General features: G+C 68.9%; 14 protein-coding genes. 9 read left to right on the top strand and 5 right to left on the bottom strand.

Annotation, left to right across the window (positions count from 1 at the left end; all coding sequences use genetic code 11):
- Nucleotides 1–3 precede the first annotated feature (3 nt).
- Together ACZ6BG_RS20175 and xylA are read right to left on the bottom strand one after the other, a co-directional pair.
- Nucleotides 4–243 carry a hypothetical protein gene (locus tag ACZ6BG_RS20175; RefSeq protein ID WP_469003178.1) on the bottom strand — a complete coding sequence of 80 codons (240 nt, stop codon included), beginning with the start codon at nucleotides 241–243 and terminating at the stop codon, nucleotides 4–6.
- 342 nt (nucleotides 244–585) lie between these two features.
- The gene (gene xylA, locus ACZ6BG_RS20170) at nucleotides 586–1,752 is read right to left on the bottom strand and encodes a xylose isomerase (RefSeq protein WP_469003175.1); all 1,167 of its coding nucleotides are present in this window, start codon (nucleotides 1,750–1,752) and stop codon (nucleotides 586–588) included.
- A 197-nt stretch (nucleotides 1,753–1,949) separates the two neighbouring features.
- Here xylA and xylB point away from each other — a divergent pair, with 197 nt between their 5' ends.
- The 6 genes from xylB to exaC all read left to right on the top strand — a co-directional run bounded on the left by xylB (nucleotide 1,950) and on the right by exaC (nucleotide 11,006).
- On the top strand, nucleotides 1,950–3,395 hold the full coding sequence (xylB, locus tag ACZ6BG_RS20165; protein ID WP_469003172.1) for a xylulokinase: 1,446 nt from the start codon (nucleotides 1,950–1,952) through the stop codon (nucleotides 3,393–3,395).
- Between the two features lie 133 nt (nucleotides 3,396–3,528).
- Nucleotides 3,529–4,659, top strand: coding sequence for an ROK family protein (locus ACZ6BG_RS20160; RefSeq protein ID WP_469004102.1), 1,131 nt, complete (start codon nucleotides 3,529–3,531; stop codon nucleotides 4,657–4,659).
- A gap of 102 nt (nucleotides 4,660–4,761) precedes the next feature.
- Nucleotides 4,762–5,454 carry a VOC family protein gene (locus tag ACZ6BG_RS20155; protein ID WP_469003170.1) on the top strand — a complete coding sequence of 231 codons (693 nt, stop codon included), beginning with the start codon at nucleotides 4,762–4,764 and terminating at the stop codon, nucleotides 5,452–5,454.
- Nucleotides 5,455–7,022: 1,568 nt separating this feature from the next.
- Nucleotides 7,023–7,667 (top strand): N-acetylmuramoyl-L-alanine amidase, encoded by a 645-nt coding sequence (locus ACZ6BG_RS20150; RefSeq protein ID WP_469003168.1) that lies wholly within the window; start codon nucleotides 7,023–7,025, stop codon nucleotides 7,665–7,667.
- Between the two features lie 198 nt (nucleotides 7,668–7,865).
- A complete protein-coding gene (locus ACZ6BG_RS20145) occupies nucleotides 7,866–9,179 on the top strand; it encodes a GAF domain-containing protein (protein ID WP_469003166.1) in 1,314 nt (437 codons plus the stop codon).
- Nucleotides 9,180–9,482: 303 nt separating this feature from the next.
- Complete coding sequence (gene exaC / locus ACZ6BG_RS20140) at nucleotides 9,483–11,006, top strand: acetaldehyde dehydrogenase ExaC (RefSeq protein ID WP_469003164.1); 1,524 nt, start codon at nucleotides 9,483–9,485, stop codon at nucleotides 11,004–11,006.
- Nucleotides 11,007–11,167: 161 nt separating this feature from the next.
- On the opposite strand, the gene ACZ6BG_RS20135 is transcribed toward exaC, so the two are convergent.
- On the bottom strand, nucleotides 11,168–11,683 hold the full coding sequence (locus ACZ6BG_RS20135) for a hypothetical protein (protein ID WP_469003162.1): 516 nt from the start codon (nucleotides 11,681–11,683) through the stop codon (nucleotides 11,168–11,170).
- Between the two features lie 142 nt (nucleotides 11,684–11,825).
- Between ACZ6BG_RS20135 and ACZ6BG_RS20130 the strand changes: the two genes are divergently transcribed.
- Nucleotides 11,826–12,584 carry a transposase family protein gene (locus ACZ6BG_RS20130; protein WP_469003160.1) on the top strand — a complete coding sequence of 253 codons (759 nt, stop codon included), beginning with the start codon at nucleotides 11,826–11,828 and terminating at the stop codon, nucleotides 12,582–12,584.
- 113 nt (nucleotides 12,585–12,697) lie between these two features.
- Here ACZ6BG_RS20130 and ACZ6BG_RS20125 read toward each other — a convergent pair whose 3' ends face one another.
- On the bottom strand, nucleotides 12,698–14,653 hold the full coding sequence (locus ACZ6BG_RS20125) for a serine/threonine-protein kinase (protein WP_469003158.1): 1,956 nt from the start codon (nucleotides 14,651–14,653) through the stop codon (nucleotides 12,698–12,700).
- A gap of 307 nt (nucleotides 14,654–14,960) precedes the next feature.
- Here ACZ6BG_RS20125 and ACZ6BG_RS20120 point away from each other — a divergent pair, with 307 nt between their 5' ends.
- Both ACZ6BG_RS20120 and ACZ6BG_RS20115 read left to right on the top strand, forming a co-directional pair.
- The gene (locus tag ACZ6BG_RS20120) at nucleotides 14,961–16,367 is read left to right on the top strand and encodes an IS1380 family transposase (RefSeq protein ID WP_469003155.1); all 1,407 of its coding nucleotides are present in this window, start codon (nucleotides 14,961–14,963) and stop codon (nucleotides 16,365–16,367) included.
- Nucleotides 16,368–16,778: 411 nt separating this feature from the next.
- Nucleotides 16,779–17,510 carry a DUF7873 family protein gene (locus tag ACZ6BG_RS20115; RefSeq protein WP_469003153.1) on the top strand — a complete coding sequence of 244 codons (732 nt, stop codon included), beginning with the start codon at nucleotides 16,779–16,781 and terminating at the stop codon, nucleotides 17,508–17,510.
- 545 nt (nucleotides 17,511–18,055) lie between these two features.
- Here ACZ6BG_RS20115 and ACZ6BG_RS20110 read toward each other — a convergent pair.
- Nucleotides 18,056–18,940, bottom strand: a complete 885-nt coding sequence (locus tag ACZ6BG_RS20110; protein WP_469003151.1) for a zinc-dependent metalloprotease — start codon at nucleotides 18,938–18,940, stop codon at nucleotides 18,056–18,058.
- Between the last annotated feature and the right edge of the window lie 25 nt (nucleotides 18,941–18,965).

Raw genomic sequence — 18,965 nt, 5'->3', positions numbered from 1 at the left:
TCCTCAGCCCGTCGGGATCAGCGACTCGAGGTCGCTCGGTAGCCCCGTGGGGAGGTCGCTGGGCAAGCGGGTCCGGATGTCACTAGGCAGTTCGGAGGGGATCTCCGAGGGAATGCTCAGCGAGGGCGTGGGCCTGGGCTCGCGGCTCTTGGTCTTCTCGGAAGGGTTCTTCTTGTCCGGGGAGTCCTCGCCTCCGGTGGCGAGGAGCACCACCACGACGACGGCTGCGACAGCCAGGATCACGGCGAGCAGGATGACCAGTCCGTTGCGCCGTCCGGGCGGCCTGCCCCGCGGTGGCTGTGACGGCAGTCCGTCGTCTCCGGGAGGCGGACCGTATCCGCCCGGTGGAGGGCCGTACCCTCCGGGAGGTGGCCCGAAGTCGCCACTCCCTGGAGGGGGTACGTCACCCGGCGGAGGGGGAGGCTGCGGCGGTACCGGCGGCATGCTCATACCACCAAGAGTCGCCCCGAACCGGTCAAGAAGCGACCCTCGCGCGGAGGTTGCTCCACGCCCGCCCCACAGACCGGACGATTCCGGCGCAGATCCCGGTGCGCTCCGGTCGGCACCACCACAGGCGGACCGCTCTCAGCCCTGCACGCCCAGCAGGTGATCCATGGCCAGCTGGTCGAGCCGTTCGAAGGCCATACCGCGCGCGGCGGCCGCCTCCACGTCGAAGGCCTCGTACGCGCCGCGGTCGGCGAGCAGGCCCGCGAGCCCGTCCTCGGCGGTGGGGCGCGCCAGTTCGGGCAAGCGCGCCTGCCGCAGTGCTTCGGTCACCTCGGGGTCCTTCCGGAAGGCCGCCGCGCGGTCGCGCAGGATCAGGTAGTTGCGCATGCACCCGGCGGCGGAAGACCACACTCCGGCAGTGTCCTCCGTACGCGGCGGCTTGAAGTCGAAGTGACGCGGCCCCTCGTAACCTCCTCTCTCCAGGAGGTCGACCAGCCAGAAGGCGCTGCGCAGATCACCCGCTCCGAACCGTAGGTCCTGGTCGTACTTGATGCCGCTTTGGCCGTTCAGGTCGATGTGGAAGAGCTTGCCCGCCCACAGGGCCTGGGCGATGCCGTGCGGGAAGTTCAGGCCCGCCATCTGCTCATGGCCCACTTCGGGGTTCACGCCGTACAGTTCGGGCCGCTCCAGGCGCTCGATGAAGGCGAGGGCGTGTCCGACGGTGGGGAGCAGGATGTCGCCGCGCGGCTCGTTCGGCTTGGGCTCGATGGCGAAGCGCAGGTCGTACCCCTGCTCGGTCACATAGGCGCCGAGCAGGTCGAAGGCCTCCTTCATCCGGTCCAGGGCGTCGCGTACGTCCTTGGCAGCACCGGACTCCGCGCCTTCCCGGCCGCCCCAGGCGACGTAGGTGCGGGCTCCGAGCTCGGCCGCCAGATCGATGTTGCGGATCGTCTTGCGCAGCGCGTAGCGGCGCACGTCACGGTCGTTGGCGGTGAACGCGCCGTCCTTGAACACCGGATGTGTGAACAGGTTGGTGGTCGCCATCGGCACGACCAGACCGGTAGCCTCCAGGGCCTCCCGGAAGCGCTTGATGTGCCCGGCACGCTCGGCGTCCGTCGACCCGAACGGGATGAGGTCGTCGTCGTGAAAGGTGACTCCGTAGGCGCCCAGTTCGGCCAGATGCCGCACGGAGTCGGCCGGATCCAGTGGAGCCCGGGTGGCATCCCCGAACGGGTCCCTGCCCTGCCAGCCGACGGTCCACAGGCCGAAGCTGAACTTGTCCTCAGGGGTGGGCTGATAGTTCATGTGCGACTCCTCACGGGCTCCTCGACCATTTCGTCATGGCGGTTTACAAATTAGTGTCCTCACACACCACTGGGAAGGTCGAAGGAAGACAATTTCCCGCGCGCACGCCCGGGAGAGAGCCCCGCTCCTGGGAGCAGGGACCTACCTGGGCAAGTTCCCGCGCGCGCCCGGGAGAGCCATCAGAAACGGAGTCGTCGATGTCATCAGCGCCATCAGGCCCCCTCGTCGTCGGTGTGGACAGCTCCACGCAGTCCACGAAGGCCCTCGTCGTCGACGCGGGCACCGGAGAGGTCGTGGCGAGCGGCCAGGCCCCTCACACGGTCAGTTCCGGGGCCCTCCGGGAGAGCGACCCCGAGCAGTGGTGGGACGCGCTCTGCGAGGCCCTCCACCAGTGCGGCGCCGCCGCGCGCGAGGCCGCCGCGGTGTCGGTCGGCGGCCAGCAGCACGGACTCGTGACGCTGGACGCCCAAGGCAGGTCTGTGCGGCCGGCGCTGCTGTGGAACGACGTGCGGTCCGTGCCGCAGGCCCGACGGCTGGTGGAGCGGCTGGGCGGCGCCAAGGCGTGGGCGGACCGCGTCGGAAGCGTGCCGGGGCCCTCGTTCACGGTGACCAAGTGGGCCTGGCTGACCGAGCACGAGCCCGCTTCGGTCCGCGCCACGACCGCGGTGCGCCTCCCCCACGACTACCTGACGCAGCGCCTGACGGGCTCCGGGACGACGGACCGTGGGGACGCCTCCGGTACGGGCTGGTGGGCGTCGGCGACCGAGTCGTACGACGAGGAGATCCTGCGCCTGGTGGACCTCGACCCGACGCTCCTGCCGCGCGTCGTGCACTCCGGAGAGGTTGCCGGGACGGTGCGCGGCAGCGATGAACTGCCCTTCTCCAAGGGGACACTGGTGGCGCCGGGGACCGGCGACAACGCCGCCGCCGCCCTCGGCCTCGGGCTGCGGCCCGGCACACCGGTCCTGAGCCTCGGCACGTCCGGCACGGTGTACGCCGTCTCCGAACGCCGCCCCACGGATCCGACCGGAACAGTCGCCGGTTTCGCCGACGCGCGCGGTGCGTGGCTGCCGCTGGCCTGCACGCTCAACTGCACCCAGGCCATCGACCGGGTGGCCGCGCTCCTGAGCCTCGACCGGGAAGCCGTACAGCCCGGCGGAGCCGTGACCGTCCTCCCCTACCTGGACGGCGAGCGCACGCCTGACCTGCCGCACGCCTCAGGGACGCTGCACGGCCTGCGCCACGACACAACACCGGGGCAGGTGCTCCAGGGGGCGTACGACGGCGCGGTCCACGCCCTCCTGGGCGCGCTGGACGCCGTACAGGACGCGGGTGCCGACCATTCCGGGCCCCTGTTGCTCATCGGCGGCGGCGCGCGCGGCACGGCCTGGCAGGAGACCGTACGACGCCTCTCCGGAAGGCCCGTCCACATCCCCGAAGCCCGCGAACTCGTCGCCCTGGGGGCCGCCGCACAGGCCGCCGGGCTCCTCTCCGGGGAAGACCCCGCCGCGGTGGCACGGCGCTGGGGCACCGCCCGGGGGCCCGTCCTGGAGGCAGTCGAACGGGACGAGTCGACACTCTCCAGGATCTCGTCGTTCCTCGCCGATGCGGCACCCTTGCTGGATGGGGCTCATGGGGCGTGACGGTACGGAGCGGGTGGAGGACGGCCGAGGTCCGGCGGAGGCGGGTGCCGCGCGGGAGCGAACACTCACCGCCGCACCACGGGAACGGCCCACCCGCGGCACCCGCGAGCGACTCGCCGACACCCAGCAGGGCATGCGACGCCGCAACCTCTCCCGGGTGATGCACGCGGTCGCCGCGCAGGGCACGCTGTCGCGCGCCTCTGTGGCGTCACGGATCGGCCTGACCCGGGCCGCCGTGTCCACGTTGGTGGACGAGTTGATCCGTGCGGGGCTCCTGGAGGAACTGGGCCCCGAGCGTCCGAGCAGGGTGGGCCGCCCGGGCTCCGCGCTCGCGGTCAGCGCTCGAGGGCCGGCCGGCATCGGGGCGGAGGTCGGTGTCGATCGCCTGGCAGTGTGTGCGGTCGACCTGCGCGGCGAGGTACGCGCGCGTGCCGTACGGCGGGTCGGCAACCGAGGCCGCGCTCCCCGACCCGTGCTCGCCGACCTCGCCTCCCTGGTGCGGGAGGTGGTCGACGCGACCGAGACGGAAGGGCTGCGTCCGGCTGGCCTGGCGGTCGCCGTCCCCGGCCTGGTCGCGCGCGACACGCACACGGTCGTACGCGCCCCGAACCTCGACTGGCACAACGCCGACCTCGGCGTCCTGCTCCCATCGGAGCTGCCGCTGACCGTGGACAACGAGGCGAACTTCGGCGCCTTGGCGGAGCTGTGGCTCGGCGGCACGGCACCGGCGGACTTCCTGCACGTGTCGGCCGAGATCGGCATCGGTGCGGCGCTGGTGGTCGACGGGCGGCTGCTGCGGGGAAGCCGGGGCTTCGCCGGCGAGTTGGGGCACGTGCCCGTCTGGCCGGAGGGGCCGGAGTGCGCGTGCGGTGGCCGTGGGTGTCTGGAGCAGTACGCGGGCGAGGAGGCGGTGCTGCGGGCGGCGGGTCTGGCGCCCGGGGCCGACCGGGTGAAGGCACTCGCCGAGCAGGCCCACGCGGGTGACGCCAAGGTCAGGGAGGCCCTGCGTGACGCCGGGGCCGCGCTGGGGATCGCTCTCACCGGTGCGGTGAATCTCCTCGATCCAGGGGCGGTGGTGCTCGGCGGCGCGCTGTCTCGGCTCGCGCCGTGGCTTCTTTCTTCCTTGGAGGGAGAGTTGGGGCGGCGCATCACGGGTCCTGGCTGCGAGGTCGTCGTCTCCGGCGTCGGGTCGGACGGCCCGCTGCTGGGGGCGGCTCATGCGGTGGTGCGGGCGGTGCTCGATGATCCGTTGGGGGTGGTTTAGGGCGGCTTGCCCGGCTGCTCTGAGCGGCTTCCCAGGCCCCGCTAGGACGTGACCGGAAGTACCGACGGGCGGGGCTGACAGTGGCACTGCAAGGATGCGGTCATGGAGCAGATATTGAGTCGGCGGGAAGCGTCGGAAGCGGTCCAGGATCACGGATGGCGCTACTTGCTGGGCTCGTTGCAAACGTCGGTTCCGGTCGGGACGTTGGCTCAAGCGATCAGCTTGGCAGCGGACGCCGTCGCGGTGTGTGGCGACGATGCGGATCGCCATCTCCGGATCGATGTCCGCCCCGATCGGACCCTCTTCACTCTGCAGTCGTTGGACCATGCGACGGTCACCACCCGGGATGTCGAGCTCGCGCGCCGGATCTCTGCAACCGCTGGCAAGTCCGGTTTTCTGCCCGCGCCCGGACCCGGAACGGGGGCACCACGGCCCGTCCAGCTTCTGGAGATCGCCATCGATGCCCTGAACATCGCCGGGATTCGGCCGTTCTGGAAGGCGGTGTTGGGCTATACCGATGAGGCAGGCGCCGAGGGAGCGGAGGATCCGCTCGTTGATCCGCTCAGGCAGGGCCCGGCCATCTGGTTCCAGCAAATGGACCGCGCGCGTCCGCAGCGCAATCGCATCCACCTCGACATCAGTGTTCCGCACGACGAGGCACCCCGACGGATCGAGACCGCGCTGGCCGCTGGGGGGCGGCTTGTATCCGCGACCCGTGCCCCCGCGTTCTGGGTGCTTGCCGACCTGGAGGGGAACGAAGCCTGCGTCACCACATGGCAGGGCCGAGACGACTGAAACAACGTGCTGGACACAGCCACTCGTTGATGGCTGCGACGAGGACGGTCGCTTCGTAGCGGACAGCGAGCCTGTCGTATCGCGTGACGACGGCGCGGTGGCGCTTGAGGCGATTGATGCCGCACTCGACCGCATGACGCTCGCGGTTAGTCGGCCTTGTCAAACTTCGGCGGTCGGCCGCCGCAAGAGCCGATCCCGCAGCGGTTGGCGAGCTGATCGGTCTTGTTCGGGATGGCGCAGCGGATCCCACACCTGCGCAGGTAGGCGCGGTTCTTGCGGGAGGAGTACGCCTTGTCGGCGCGAACACGGCGGGACTGGGTGCGGGGACGTCCCGCCCCCAGGCGGGGCACCCGGACGCGATCGACCACGGCCTCGAACTGCGGGGGAAATCGCCCCGCTGGCCGGCCGTGATCACGATGGACATTGGGCGCTCGCCCTGCTCGACGGCCAGGCCCAGCTTGGTCGTCAGCCCGCCGCGCGAGCGGCCGAGGCCGTGGGCGGCCGGCTCGTCGTGAACGCCGCCGGGCCGTTCCTTTTGCAGGTGCCCCTTTCCTGGCCTCGGCGGCATGCTGGTGGGCCCGGCAGACGGTGGAGTCGACGTTGACGTTGATGCCCCAGGTGATCAGGTCCTTGGCGTCCACCTGAGCCTGCAGCGCGGTGAAGATCAGCTGCCAGGTACCGTCCCGCCGCCGCGTCCATGCCGCCGGTCGTCCTGGCTTCTTGCCAGCGGGCAACAGCGATTCCACAGGAAGATCCAGTTGCTTGTCCGTGAAGACCCAGTTGCTTGTCCGTCAGGTCTCCTCGCGACATGACCCAAGATCATCACACATCCAAGATCCGCTTCCGATACGCGCCCTGGGCGGCTCAACCGGCCGCTTTGGGCGCCGCCCGGCTCTCACTCGTCGGGAATTCCCTTTCGGGGGCGCGGGAATGCCACCGGTTTAGCCCAATGACGGAACTGCGTAAGCGACTTCAGCCCTGCCTGACCGACGGATGTCCAGCCCACTGCGGACATGGCGAATGAATCCAGGATTCCGCTCCTGCGTCCCAAAGCATCCGTCCCCGTCCCCCACACGAGTGGTCGAGTTATCCACACTCGCCGCCCCGTGCACAGATGCTGCTCAGGCCCTTCCGCCTCAACAGACTTGGCCCGTACCGTATTTCGCGTGAGGTCGCATCGCGCCGGCGGCGGGGCGGGAGCGTGGCCGCACGGACGCAGGCAGACCCGCCAGGCCACAAATGATTCAAGGAAGACAGCGCGGGCAAAAAAGCGCAGACAGTTCACGCGAACGACTCAGGAAAGAATGCGGAGGAACGGCTCAGGACCGACTCGAAACTCACCCCAGGCAACCAGATCGACTGCGAGAATTTCGCCTACCGCTCCCTGGACGCCTACGAATTCGCCACTCACACTGTGCAGGCACCGGGCGCCTGCCCTTCCCTCTGCGTCCTCCCTCGATCCCCCCACTACAGCCCTGCACCACCCCTCACCACTACGACGCCGTGCCGCACCCTCCCTCAAGGAGCCGTGCATCCAGCTGCTCCCCCCACCGAGAGGCAGAACAGCCATGGATCGAGCAGAACACCAAGCGAAGGACACACCACAGGACGCAACACCCGCACCGCCAATCCGGCCGGCCAGACGTCGGATCCTCCAAGGCGCCGCTCTCGCCGCCCTCCCCTCCGCGCTCCTGACGGCACGTCCGGCCGACGCGCAAGCACGGGCGGTCGACTATCCCCCAGCCGAGTCAGTCCCGGCCAGCACCTCCAACTACACCGCAGCCAATCGCCCCACCACCTATCCGGTCGAGTACGTGATCATTCACGTGACGCAGGAGACGTACGCCGACACACTCGCCATCTTCAAGAACCCGGCGAAGAAGGTCTCCGCGCACTACGTCGTCCGCTCGGCGGACGGGCACATCGCCCAGTGCGTTCGCGAGCGCAACGTCGCCTGGCACGCGGGCAATTGGAGCTACAACACACGTAGCATCGGCATCGAGCACGAAGGGTGGGTGGACAAGCCGGAGTACTTCACCAACGAAATGTACGAGCAGTCCGCAGCCCTGACCGCGGCGATCTGCAAGAAGTACGGCATCCCGAAGGACCGGGAGCACATCATCGGCCACGTCGAAGTACCGGGGACGGATCACACCGACCCCGGCCGATACTGGGACTGGTCACGCTACATACGCATGGTGAACTTCGCCTGACCGCAGCACCGACAGCCCGGCACCGCAGCGGCCGACGCCGGCTGCGAACCAGCTCAGGACCTGCGAACCGGCTCAGGGCCAGGTGAGGACCAATCGCAGACGGTCGAGGACCAGCCGACGCCCCTACGCGGACGCTTGTCGGCTTGAGTTCCCGGGGTGACGATGGCAGCACCGCATCGCCGCCCCGGGAGGACCGAGTTGACCGATCCATGGGTAGCCCTGGAGTTCGGCACCGACCCTGCCGAGCGGGTCCGGACGATACGGAACGCACACGAGCGGTTCACTGTGGCGGGCACCGTAACCCGCCCCGTGCGCTCCGTGGTGGCCGAGTCCTGGCGCCGCTCGATGCGGGCGCGGGTCAGCCCGGAGGACACCGGGGCATCGGTCGAGCTGACGGGCGGAGACCTGGGGGCGTATCGGGCGGAACACCCGTTGTCGCGGGTGATGCCGGTGTTCCGAGAGTTGATGGGCGGCTTCGCCAAGGACGGAGAGCATCTGCTGGCGGTGTGCGACGCGCACGGCAGGCTGCTATGGGTCGAGGGGCACCCCGCCACCCGGATGCGCGCGGGGCGCATGAACTTCGTCCCGGGCGCGCGGTGGGCCGAGTCGGCGATGGGCACGAACGCGCCGGGAACTGCGGTCGCCGTGGACAGGCCGGTGCAGGTGTTCGCTACGGAGCACTTCGTGCGCAGGGTGCAGCCCTGGACGTGTGCGGCCGCCCCCGTTCACGACCCTCGCTCCGGCCGACTGCTCGGGGCCGTCGACATCACCGGTGGGGACGGTTTGGCGCACCCGCACAGCCTGGCCTTCGTACAGGCGGTGGCGAGGGCGGCGGAGTCCCAACTGGCCTTGCTGGCGCCGCCGGTGGAGGCGGACGGCACGTTGGAGCTGACGGCGCTCGGGCGGGATGAGGCGCTGCTCGTCGCGAACGGTCGCAAGCTGCGGCTGAGTCGACGGCACAGCGAGATCGTGGTGCTGCTTGCCCGGCACCCGGAGGGGCTGACGGGCGATGAGTTGCTGTGCGCGGTGTACGAGGACGAGTCGGTGACGCCGGTGACCTTGCGGGCGGAGTTGGCACGGCTGCGGCAGGTGCTCGGGCCCGAGATGCTCCGGTCACGGCCGTACCGCCTGGCGATGCGGGTCATGTCGGACGTGGACGTCGTGGAGCGACGCCTGGGGTGCGGGGCGGTGGCGGCGGCGGTGTCCGGGTACGCGGGGCCACTGCTTCCGGGGTCACAGGCACCGGCCGTGGTGCGGTTGCGGCGGCGGCTGACCGACCAGGTGCGGGCGGCGCTCATCGCGCGCGGCGACCCCGACCTCCTGTCGGACTGGGTGCACGCGTCGTGGGGCGCGGAGGACGCGGAGGTGTGGCGGGCCCTGGCGGCTGTGCGGCCGACGGCGTCGGTGGTGGCGAGACTGCGATCCCTCGACAGCGAGCTGACGGCCGACGCGGAGGACAGCGCCTGCCGTCGCCCCCCGGTAACGCCGTTGCCATGGACTCACGGACGGTGACGTCTCCCTCCGGGCCTCACACGTTCCTCTGGGCCTCACACGCGAGGGCATCACCCCAAGCCTCACGAGCCCCGACGCCACGCCCCGGCCGCACACGCGAAGACAGCACCCCGAGCCTCACGAGCCCCGACGCCACGCCCGGGCCTCACACGCGAAGACACCATCCCGAGCCTCACGGGCCCTCCGTGCACGCGCGACACGGCCTCGCGTCCGTGGCGCGCAACGTACTTGCAACCTCCATGTCCCTAGCCTCCGGCGGAGAGCTGCCCAATGGCGGGCGGCGTGTCCGGGGAGGCAATCAAGATGGCCCGTTACGCAGCGCCCGGTTCGGAGGGCGCAGCCGTCACCTATGAGGCCCGGTACGACCACTTCATCGGCGGGGAGTATGTGGCCCCGGCGCGGGGGCAGTACTTCGAGAACCCGAGCCCGGTGAACGGACAGCCGTTCACCGAGATCGCCCGGGGCACGGCCGAGGACGTGGAGCGCGCCCTGGACGCGGCGCACGCGGCAGCGCCCGCGTGGGGGCGTACGTCCGTGGGTGAGCGCGCGGCCATCCTGAGGCAGATCGCCGACCGCATGGAGGCCGGGCTCGAAACCCTCGCGGTGGCGGAGAGCTGGGAGAACGGCAAGCCGGTGCGGGAGACGCTGGCCGCCGACATTCCCCTGGCCATCGACCACTTCCGCTACTTCTCGGGGGTGATCCGAGCACAGGAGGGCTCGCTCAGCGAGGTCGACGACGACACCATCGCGTACCACTTCCACGAGCCGCTGGGTGTGGTGGCGCAGATCATTCCGTGGAACTTCCCGATCCTGATGGCGGCGTGGAAGCTGGCGCCCGCGCTCGCCGCCGGGAACACGGTCGTCCTGAAGCCCGCCGAGCAGACACCGGCGTCGATCCATGTCTGGCTGAGCCTGGTCAGCGACCTGTTGCCGCCCGGCGTGGTCAACGTCGTCAACGGCTTCGGCGTGGAGGCGGGCAAGCCGCTGGCGTCGAGTCCGCGCGTCGCGAAGGTCGCCTTCACCGGGGAGACGACGACGGGGCGGCTGATCATGCAGTACGCCTCGGAGAACATCAAGCCGGTGACGCTGGAGCTCGGCGGCAAGAGCCCGAACATCTTCTTCGACGACGTGTGGGCCGCCGACGACGACTTCCGCGACAAGGCGCTCGAGGGCTTCACCATGTTCGCGCTCAACCAGGGCGAGGTCTGTACGTGTCCGTCGCGGGCGCTGATCCAGCGCGGTCACTACAGCGAGTTCCTGGAGGCGGCGGTCGCCCGCACCGAGGCGATCAAGCCGGGGCACCCGCTCGACACGGACACGATGATCGGCGCGCAGGCCTCCAACGACCAGTTGGAGAAGATCCTTTCGTACCTGGACATCGGCCAGCAGGAGGGGGCGAAGGTCCTGACGGGCGGGCAGCGCATCGAGTACGACGGCGAGTTGGCGGGTGGGTGGTACGTGCAGCCCACGATCTTCGAGGGCAACAACCGGATGCGGATCTTCCAGGAGGAGATCTTCGGCCCCGTCGTGTCGGTAGCGTCGTTCAACGACTTCGACGACGCCGTCAAAATCGCCAACGACTCCCTGTACGGGCTGGGTGCCGGGGTGTGGACGCGGGACATCAACACCGCTTACCGAGCGGGCCGTTCGATCCAGGCGGGGCGCGTGTGGACGAACTGCTACCACGCGTACCCGGCACACGCGGCGTTCGGCGGCTACAAGCAGTCCGGGATCGGCCGTGAGACGCACAAGATGATGCTGGAACACTATCAGCAGACGAAGAACCTCCTGGTGTCGTACTCTCCGAAGAAGCTCGGCTTCTTCTAGGAGCACGAAAAAAGGCGCCTGACCTGGGATTTTGCCGGTCAGGCGCCTTCCGCTCGGCCCGCTCAGAGCAGGGCCCGGTTTACGCCGTAACTCCCAGTTCCTCCCACCGCTATCCCGCTCCTGACCAGCTCTTCCGGTCTATTTCCGGTCCAAGTCACGACTCACCCCGCAGGCGCCGAGCTCTGACTGACGCGGTCCCACTCCTGCATGGACTGCTCAATCAGCTGGTTGGCCTGTTCCCTGACGCCGTCCAGGAACTTGGCGTAATGCCGGAAGAGGACCTCGATGCTCTGGCCCGCGCGGCGAGCGCATTCAGCCGGGTCCACACCGGAGTACAACCAGAACGAGATCCCGGCGTGCCGGAGATCGTAGGGACGCTTGGCCAGCCCGGAGGCGAGTTCCGTGCGGGTCAGCACGTGCTTCCGTGCCCGCGCCCACGTAATGCCATACGCAGACGCATCCACGTAGTTGCCGGCCTGGTTCCGGAACAGTCGGCCGTCCGGCGCCACACCGAACCGCTTGATGTGCGCGCGCAGGATCCGCACGAACTGCGGCGGGATGCGCACAGGCCGGGTCGCGGTAGCCGCGCGGCGCTTGAGCGAGTGCACCTCGTGCACCGCGCCGTCGTCCGTCCACTCCTTGCCCGCGGTGATGACGCCGCCCGACAGGTTGAGCATCCCCCACCCAGTCTCGGGCAGATGGCACTGAGCCCTTTCCAACCTTGCAGTGCTGACCACGAGTTGGACGAGTGGGTGGAATGACGAAGCTCCTGGTAGACGGTGTCACGACCAAGATCCACCGTGCTGTCAGGAGCCTCGTGTGCTTGTCTACCCGTCGTCGATCGACCTGTCCAGCCGCACCCTGCGGTACCTGACCGGACGACTCACATCCCGACGGCGGGAAATCGGCACCCGCTGGCGGCGTCTGCCGTCGAGTCGTCAGTCGCTCCTCGCCCTGGCGCACCTACGGTGCGGCGACACCTATGCCCAGCTCGCCGCCGGATTCGGTATCGGGATCGCCACCGTGTACCGCTACATACGCGAGGCGGTCGACGTCCTGGCCGCCCTCGCCCCCACCCTGGCCGAGGCCATGGACACGATCCGGGGCAAGGCGTTCGTCATCCTCGACGGCACCCGGCTGCCGATCGACCGCATCGCCGCCGACACTCCGTACTACTCCGGGAAACACAAGCGCCACGGCATGAACGTCCAGGTCCTCGCCGACCCGCTCGGCCGCCTGCTGTGGGCCTCGCCTGCGCTGCCCGTCTCCACCCACGACCTGACCGCCGCCCGCCACCACGGGATCATCGGCGCGCTCGCCGCGGCGGATCTCAAGTGCTGGGCGGACAAGGCGTACCAGGGAGCCGACCACCCCGTCCGCGTCCCGTTCCGGGGACGCCGCCTCAAGCGATGGAAGCGGCGCCACAACACCACCCACGCCAAGATCCGCTGCGACGGTGAGCAGGCGATGGCCACGCTGAAGGGCTGGCGCCTGCTTCGGAAACTCCGCTGCAGCACCAACCGGATCACCGACATCGTGAAGGCAGTCCTCACCCTCCACCACGCATCATCAGCCTGAGGTTGGAATCAGCTCAGTACTGCTGGTCGAGGCGGATCGCAAAGCCGGGCCCGACCGGGCGATAGACGACGGCACTGGCGCTACGACGTGGGGCGGGGGCTGTGCAGCTGAGGTTAGGGGTCGGCGCGCACGACGGTTCCGGAGACTCCCTGCTGGCCCATCGTCGAGACCAGCAGGTACGAGCCTTTGGGCCCTGGAAAGTAGTACTGAGCCGGCAGGGATGCCGGACAGGGCGCCGCGTCAGGGGTCGACTCCGACTCCAGTGTTGTGGTGGAGAGCATGTCCTGTTTCTCCCCGCTTACTGAGAACACGAGGCCCCGGTAGTAGCACCAGCCCGCCGCTCCCGGCTTCCCCGCCAACACAGAGACCCGCACGGTGCTGGTGTTGAGGACGGTTCCCTCGTTGATGGTGACCGTCTGGAGCTGGAGTCGGCGGTCGGGTGAGAAGCCGCGGTCATCGTGTTCCATCTTCCGGTGGCCCACGAAGATGCTCGGTACCTGCTGCATGACCGCTGGCTTCGGCTTCTTGTAGAGCCTGACCTCGTATTCGCCGAATTTCCAGCGGAGCGTTTCCTCACCATCGGCGATGAGTTTGCCGGTCGGCTGTCGCGTGCACCCGCCCTTTTCGGACGCGGGCGAGGCGCTGCTGAGCTTGGGCGCGCTGAGCGTCATAGCGGGTTTGTCGTTGAACTCTTTCGTCACCTTGAGCGCGGTGACCTCGACGTCGCAAGTCCGCTCTGCGTCAACAGTCCATATCCAGAACCTGTCCGCGCGGGGTTGTATCTCGATACGTACGAGGCGCTTGCTCGACAGCTCACCGGGCTCGGTGAGCCGGCCCTCCCATGTTCCGTTGAAGTCGCTCGGCATGGAGACACGGGTGGGGTTGCTGGTTCCCGGCGAACTGCCTTTTCCGCCCTGGGTGTTCTTGTCGTTGCCGTTGTCCCAGGGCTTGAGCGCCGCCAGGCCGCCGGCGGCGGCGATGACCGCGGCCGCAACCGCGCCCGCGATGATCGTGCGGGTTCGGCGCTGTCGGGGGTTCGGCGGGAGCGGGGCGCCCGGAGGCTGTGCGGGCATGGTCGGCAACGCGGGTGGCGGTGCGGGGGTGTGGAACGTCGGCGCGTGTATGGGTGCCAATGCCTGCACGGCAGGGACGGCCACCGCGGGGTCGTAGTCCAGCAACTCGCCAGCTCGACGCCCCAGTTGCTGCAGAATCTCGCCGGGCAGCCAGGGCTCGGTGGATTTGTCCGCGGCCCGCTCGGCTATCTCGCCCGGTGTGGGCCTGCGCTGCGGGTCCTTCTCCAGACAGTCGCGAACGAGAGCGGCGAGGGGCGCTGGAACTCCCTCAAGGTCCGGCTCGTCCTCCACCACGCGGAACAACTGCGCGGCGAGCCCTGCGCTCCCATCGGCGCCGAAGGGCTGCCGCCCGGTGGCGGCGTAGGCGAGGACGGATCCCAGGCAGAACACATCGCTCGCGGGTGTGAGATCACGCCCGCGCGCCTGCTCAGGGGACATGAAACCGGGCGAACCGATGACCATGCCCGTACGGGTCATTGCCGATTCCTGGGCGATCGTTTCCAAGGAGTCCAGGGCCCGTGCGATGCCGAAGTCGATGACGCGCGGCCCGTCGACGGTGACTAGGATGTTCGTCGGTTTGAGGTCGCGGTGGATCAGCCCGTTGCCGTGGATCGCCTGGAGTGCGAGAGCGAGTCGGTTGGCGAGGACGCCTACGGTGCCCTCCGGCAGCGGGCCGAAGTCCCGCGAGACGACGGTGTGCAGATCCGGACCGGGTACGTACTGCGTGGCGACCCAGGGGACGGCCGCGTCGACGTCCGCGTCGAGCACAGCCGTGGTCCACGGGCCCGCTACGCGCCGCGCGGCGGCGACCTCCCGCGCGAACCTCCTTCGGAAATCCGGTACTTGGGCGATCTCGCTCTGCACGACCTTGAGGGCGACGGTACGCCCGCCCTCGGACCGGCCCAGGTATACCCGGCCCATACCGCCCTCGCCGAGCAGGCCCAGGAGCCGATATGCCCCGATGTGCGACGGATCGCCGTTGCCGAGTGCCCTCACGCGGTCCCCCCGCTCTCCACGTCCCCTTGATCGAAGGTCAACCTACCTCAGCTGCAAATCGCGGATCCTGTCTCTCCGGGGCCTGCGTCGATGTCGCACGTTGACCCATCAAGTGCCCCTTCTGCCCCTCGGGTTGACCCATTTCCCACCATCCGCCACCTCAGTGGCCCGACCACACCCTAGCCTCGGCGCTTCGGTTGGGGTGAGGATCGGCGTGGGGCAGAAACGCAAGAGTGAGTGTCTTCTGAACTGGGACGATGAACCCTGCCGGGGGGTTCGATCAGACCAAGCGGAAGGCACTCTCTGCGTGCAGGGTATCGGCTCGCGTCCCAAGCTCCTTGTCAGCACGGATGGTTCCGGGGTGGTCGGGCATGCCGGGGCACGGCTGCTCGCGGATCTCGCCGATGCCACCGGCCTGACGAGTGCGTACTCCACCGCGCTCAGGCGGCTCCGGCCGCGCGGCACCGGGCACGGCCCGGGACGGATCGCCACCGATCTCGCGGTGATGCTCGCCGACGGCGGCGAGACCATCACAGATCTGGCTGTACTACGGGACCAGGAAGGGGTGTTCGGGCCGGTCGCCTCGACGCCAACGGCCTGGCGGCTACTCGCCGACACCGACGAGCAGGCACTGGCTTCTCTGCGCTCGGCTCGCGGGCGGGCCCGGGAAATCGCCTGGCTACAGGCCGCTGAACAGAGCGAGGGCATCCCTGCGGCCCGGGCCGGCGGCCAGGAACTTCCCGGTCTGGTCCTGGACCTGGATGCCACGCTGGTCACCTGCCACTCCGCGAAGGACCAGGCCGCCCCCACATACAAAGGCGGCTTCGGCTTCCACCCACTGCTGTGCTTCCTGGCCAACACCGGCGAAGCCCTGGCCGGCCGACTACGCCCCGGGAACGCTGGCGCCAACACCGCTGCTGACCACATCACGGTGCTCGACCAGGCTCTCGCCCAGATTCCCGACGCCCACCGGCACGGCACCGACATCCTCGTCCGCGCCGACAGCGCCGGATCCGCGAAAGCCTTCCTCGCCCACCTCGGCAACCGCCGCGAACAGGGCATCAACCTGCGCTTCTCGGTCGGATACACCATCACCGAGCCGGTCCGCCGCGCTATCCAGGCCGTCCCCGACCGGTTGTGGCACCCGGCCCTGGACCAGGACGGCACCCTGCGCGACGGGGCCGAGGTCACCGAGCTGACCGGCATGGTCGACCTGAAAGGCTACCCGGCCGGCACCCGCATCATCGCGCGCCGCGAACGCCCGCACCCCGGTGCCCAACTGTCCCTGTTCGACCAGGATGAGGGCCTGCGCCATCGGGTGCTCCTCACCGACACCTCCTATTCCGGCGGCGGCTCCGCGCAGTTCTTGGAGGCCCGCCACCGCGGGCATGCAACCGTCGAGGACCACATTCGCACGGGCAAGGACACCGGCTTCGGCCGCTTCCCCTCCCGCGACTTCGCTATCAACACCGTTTGGCTCGAGCTCAGCCTCGCGGCAATCGACCTGCCCGCCTGGACACGCGTCCTACTGCTGGACGGCGAACTCGCCACCGCCGAGCCGAAGAGACTTCGCTATCGGCTGCTGCACGTCGCCGCCCGTCTCACCCGAGGCGGCCGCCCCCTGCGCTTGCGGATATCGGCAACCTGGCCCTGGAGAAGCGAACTGGCCACGGCATTCCACCGGCTCGCCGCACTGCCCCGGCCCGCCGCCTGATCAACCGGCCCCGGCCCGCCCACGACGTGAAGGACCTTGGAGAACCCGACCACCGCGCCGGGACTCCGCCATGCCCAGACACCGAAAACACCTCGGCCACACAGCAACTGACGATCAACCACGCCGCATCACCCCAAGCGAAAGATCGAGGCTAAGGGCTGTGACCGCGAAGGTTCACCATGTCGCGACGGCCGACACTGCACCTCGACGCGTTGTCGGACCACCGAGGTACGTCCCCGGTAGGAGCCGTGGCCCTCCGCCTTGCGATGCACCGCACGGGTCGCCGGCCGGGCGGCCGCCTTACGGTTGGTGACCTTCGCGCCCCGGTCCGGGCTCACACTCGCCGCCCCGCCCTCGCAGCCAGGCGTTTAATCGGATGTGCGTACGGCACGGAGTTGGTAGGTTCGCCGTGTGCCGAAGCTGAATCAGATCATCGCAGTCGAAAAGGGCGTCAAGTCCAAGGCTCTCCAGGAGCTCACCCAGGCTCACCAGGATGTGCAGAAGCCCGCCCTGCTGGCCGGCATCTCCCGGACCTACCAGCCCAAGGACGAAGAGGGCGAGCAGCTGCCACCAGAGTCCACGCGGGTGCAGATCAAGGCCGAGGACGCTCTGCGGGCGACCGCCGGGACGCTGACGCGGCTCTTCGACGTGACCGCGACGAAGGACTGGGCGAACCGGTCCGCGGTCGCGGACGTGGTGGTTGACGGTACGGTGCTGTTGCCCCAGGTGCCCGTCCCGTACCTGTTGTTCCTGGAGAAGCAACTCACCGACCTGCACACCTTCGTGCGCAAGCTGCCGGTGCTCGACGCCTCCGAGTCGTGGAACCTGGACCCCTCGACGGACTCGTGGAAGACGGACCCGGTGCGGACCATCCGCACGAAGAAGGTTCCGCGCAACCATGTGAAGGCCGAGGCCACGGATAAGCACCCGGCGCAGGTCGAGGTGTACTACGAGGACGTCCCGGTCGGTTACTGGACTACGGTGAAATTCTCCGGCGCGCTGCCCGCCCGGCGGGTCAACGAGCTCCTCGACCGCGTCGAGAAGCTCCAGCAGTCCGTCAAGTTCGCCCGCGAGGAGGCGAACAACACCGAGGTCACCGACCAGCGGGTCGGCGACGCGGTATTCGGCTACCTCTTCCGGTAGCCCCCACATACGCCCTCCGTCGCGAGCGGAGGGTGCGCGATGAGCGCAAGCTGAAACTGATGTTGAAGCTGATGAAGGGGTGTCAGTTGGGGGTTCGAATCCCTCTCCCCGCACCACGTGCGGGGGTGGCCCAAGCCTGGCAGAGGCGGCCCCATGAAACTCAGATTCTCGCTCCAGTCTCAGTATTCGCCGCCGAACACCGGATCGACCGAGCGTGGGCGAACATCGACGGATGGGGGTTCAAGTCCCTCCGGCGCCTCTCTCGTGGCGCTGTAGTTCAAAGGCAGAACACGTCGATCTCAACATGACCCGCGGTTCTTAAACGCCGCCGGTGTGCGCAAATGGGTGGCAAGCTGGAGCCCGGGAGCTGGACATGCTCCCGGGCTCCGTCACGTTCCGGCTGCGGCTTGTGCTGTGACCAGGAAACAGGGGGTCTTACGTGCCCGCGTTCTGCCTCTCCGGCGGGGAACGCGCGGTGGACGCGTTCTGGTGAAATGCCCCCGGGACCAGAACGGGAGGCTTAAGACGCCACAAGAACCACCAGATCACGTGTTCTCCTGGGTCGTGCTCAGAGCGCGGGCGTCCTGGGCCAGTCGGCGGATCCACCGGTCGGGGTCCTTGATCTCCCGGGTAGTCGGTGTGAGCGACAGGTCCCCCCAGACCGTGTTGAAGGCCGCGATTCCCAGCCGTTCGATGACGACCGTCATGAACTGGGCACCGTCGTCGTAGGCATCCGGCGACGGAGCAGGGTGCGCGGACGCGGTTTCGGAATCCCGCATCCGCTCCGCGAACCGGTCTCGCATGGCAAGGTACTCGGGCGTCTCCCGACCGGTGGGCCGCAGCTCGACTGCATGCCCGACCACGCGCTGGGTGACGCGCTCATCCGTCCACACCGCGTGGCCGTGCAGCAGGTGCCCGACTGCGACGTCGACGAGACCGTACAGGTCCGGCCGGAGGGTGTTGTAGGCGAGGGACGCCCGGCCGCGGCTTGCATGGTGTTGCGCAACGTGCGCGAGCTCGTGCGCGAGCGCCTTGGTGATCTCCTCGGTCCCGAAGCCGGCGTGGTGAAAGGACTCGGGCGCGATCAAGGCCTGCGGTTCGCCAGCGACGTTGGCGATGGTCTGCGCGCCACTGCCCATCCAGGACAGCCGCAGTTCCGTCTCCTCAGTGTCCAGGCGGGAACGCAGGGCCCTGGTCGCCTCGTGGGACAAGCTGAACTGCTTCGTGTCGAGGGCCGCCTGGCGCCGTCGCTCCATCATCGCTTCGGTGATGAACTCCTCGTGCCCGACGATGCGAATCACAGGACGGCCGCCGAGGGAGAGTCCGGTGATCTTCTCCACAGCAGTCGCCACTATCTCGGCTATCGCGCCCACCTGATGGGTAAGCTCCGGATGCCGGTCCGATTCATGGCGGATGTCACAGGTGGTCACGTGTTTGTGCCCTTCGGCTCGGTGG

The sequence above is a fragment of the Streptomyces sp. NPDC041205 genome, assembly GCF_055591765.1.
Note: the sequence above shows the minus strand (reverse complement) of the source record. Positions and strands in the feature narration are given on the sequence as shown.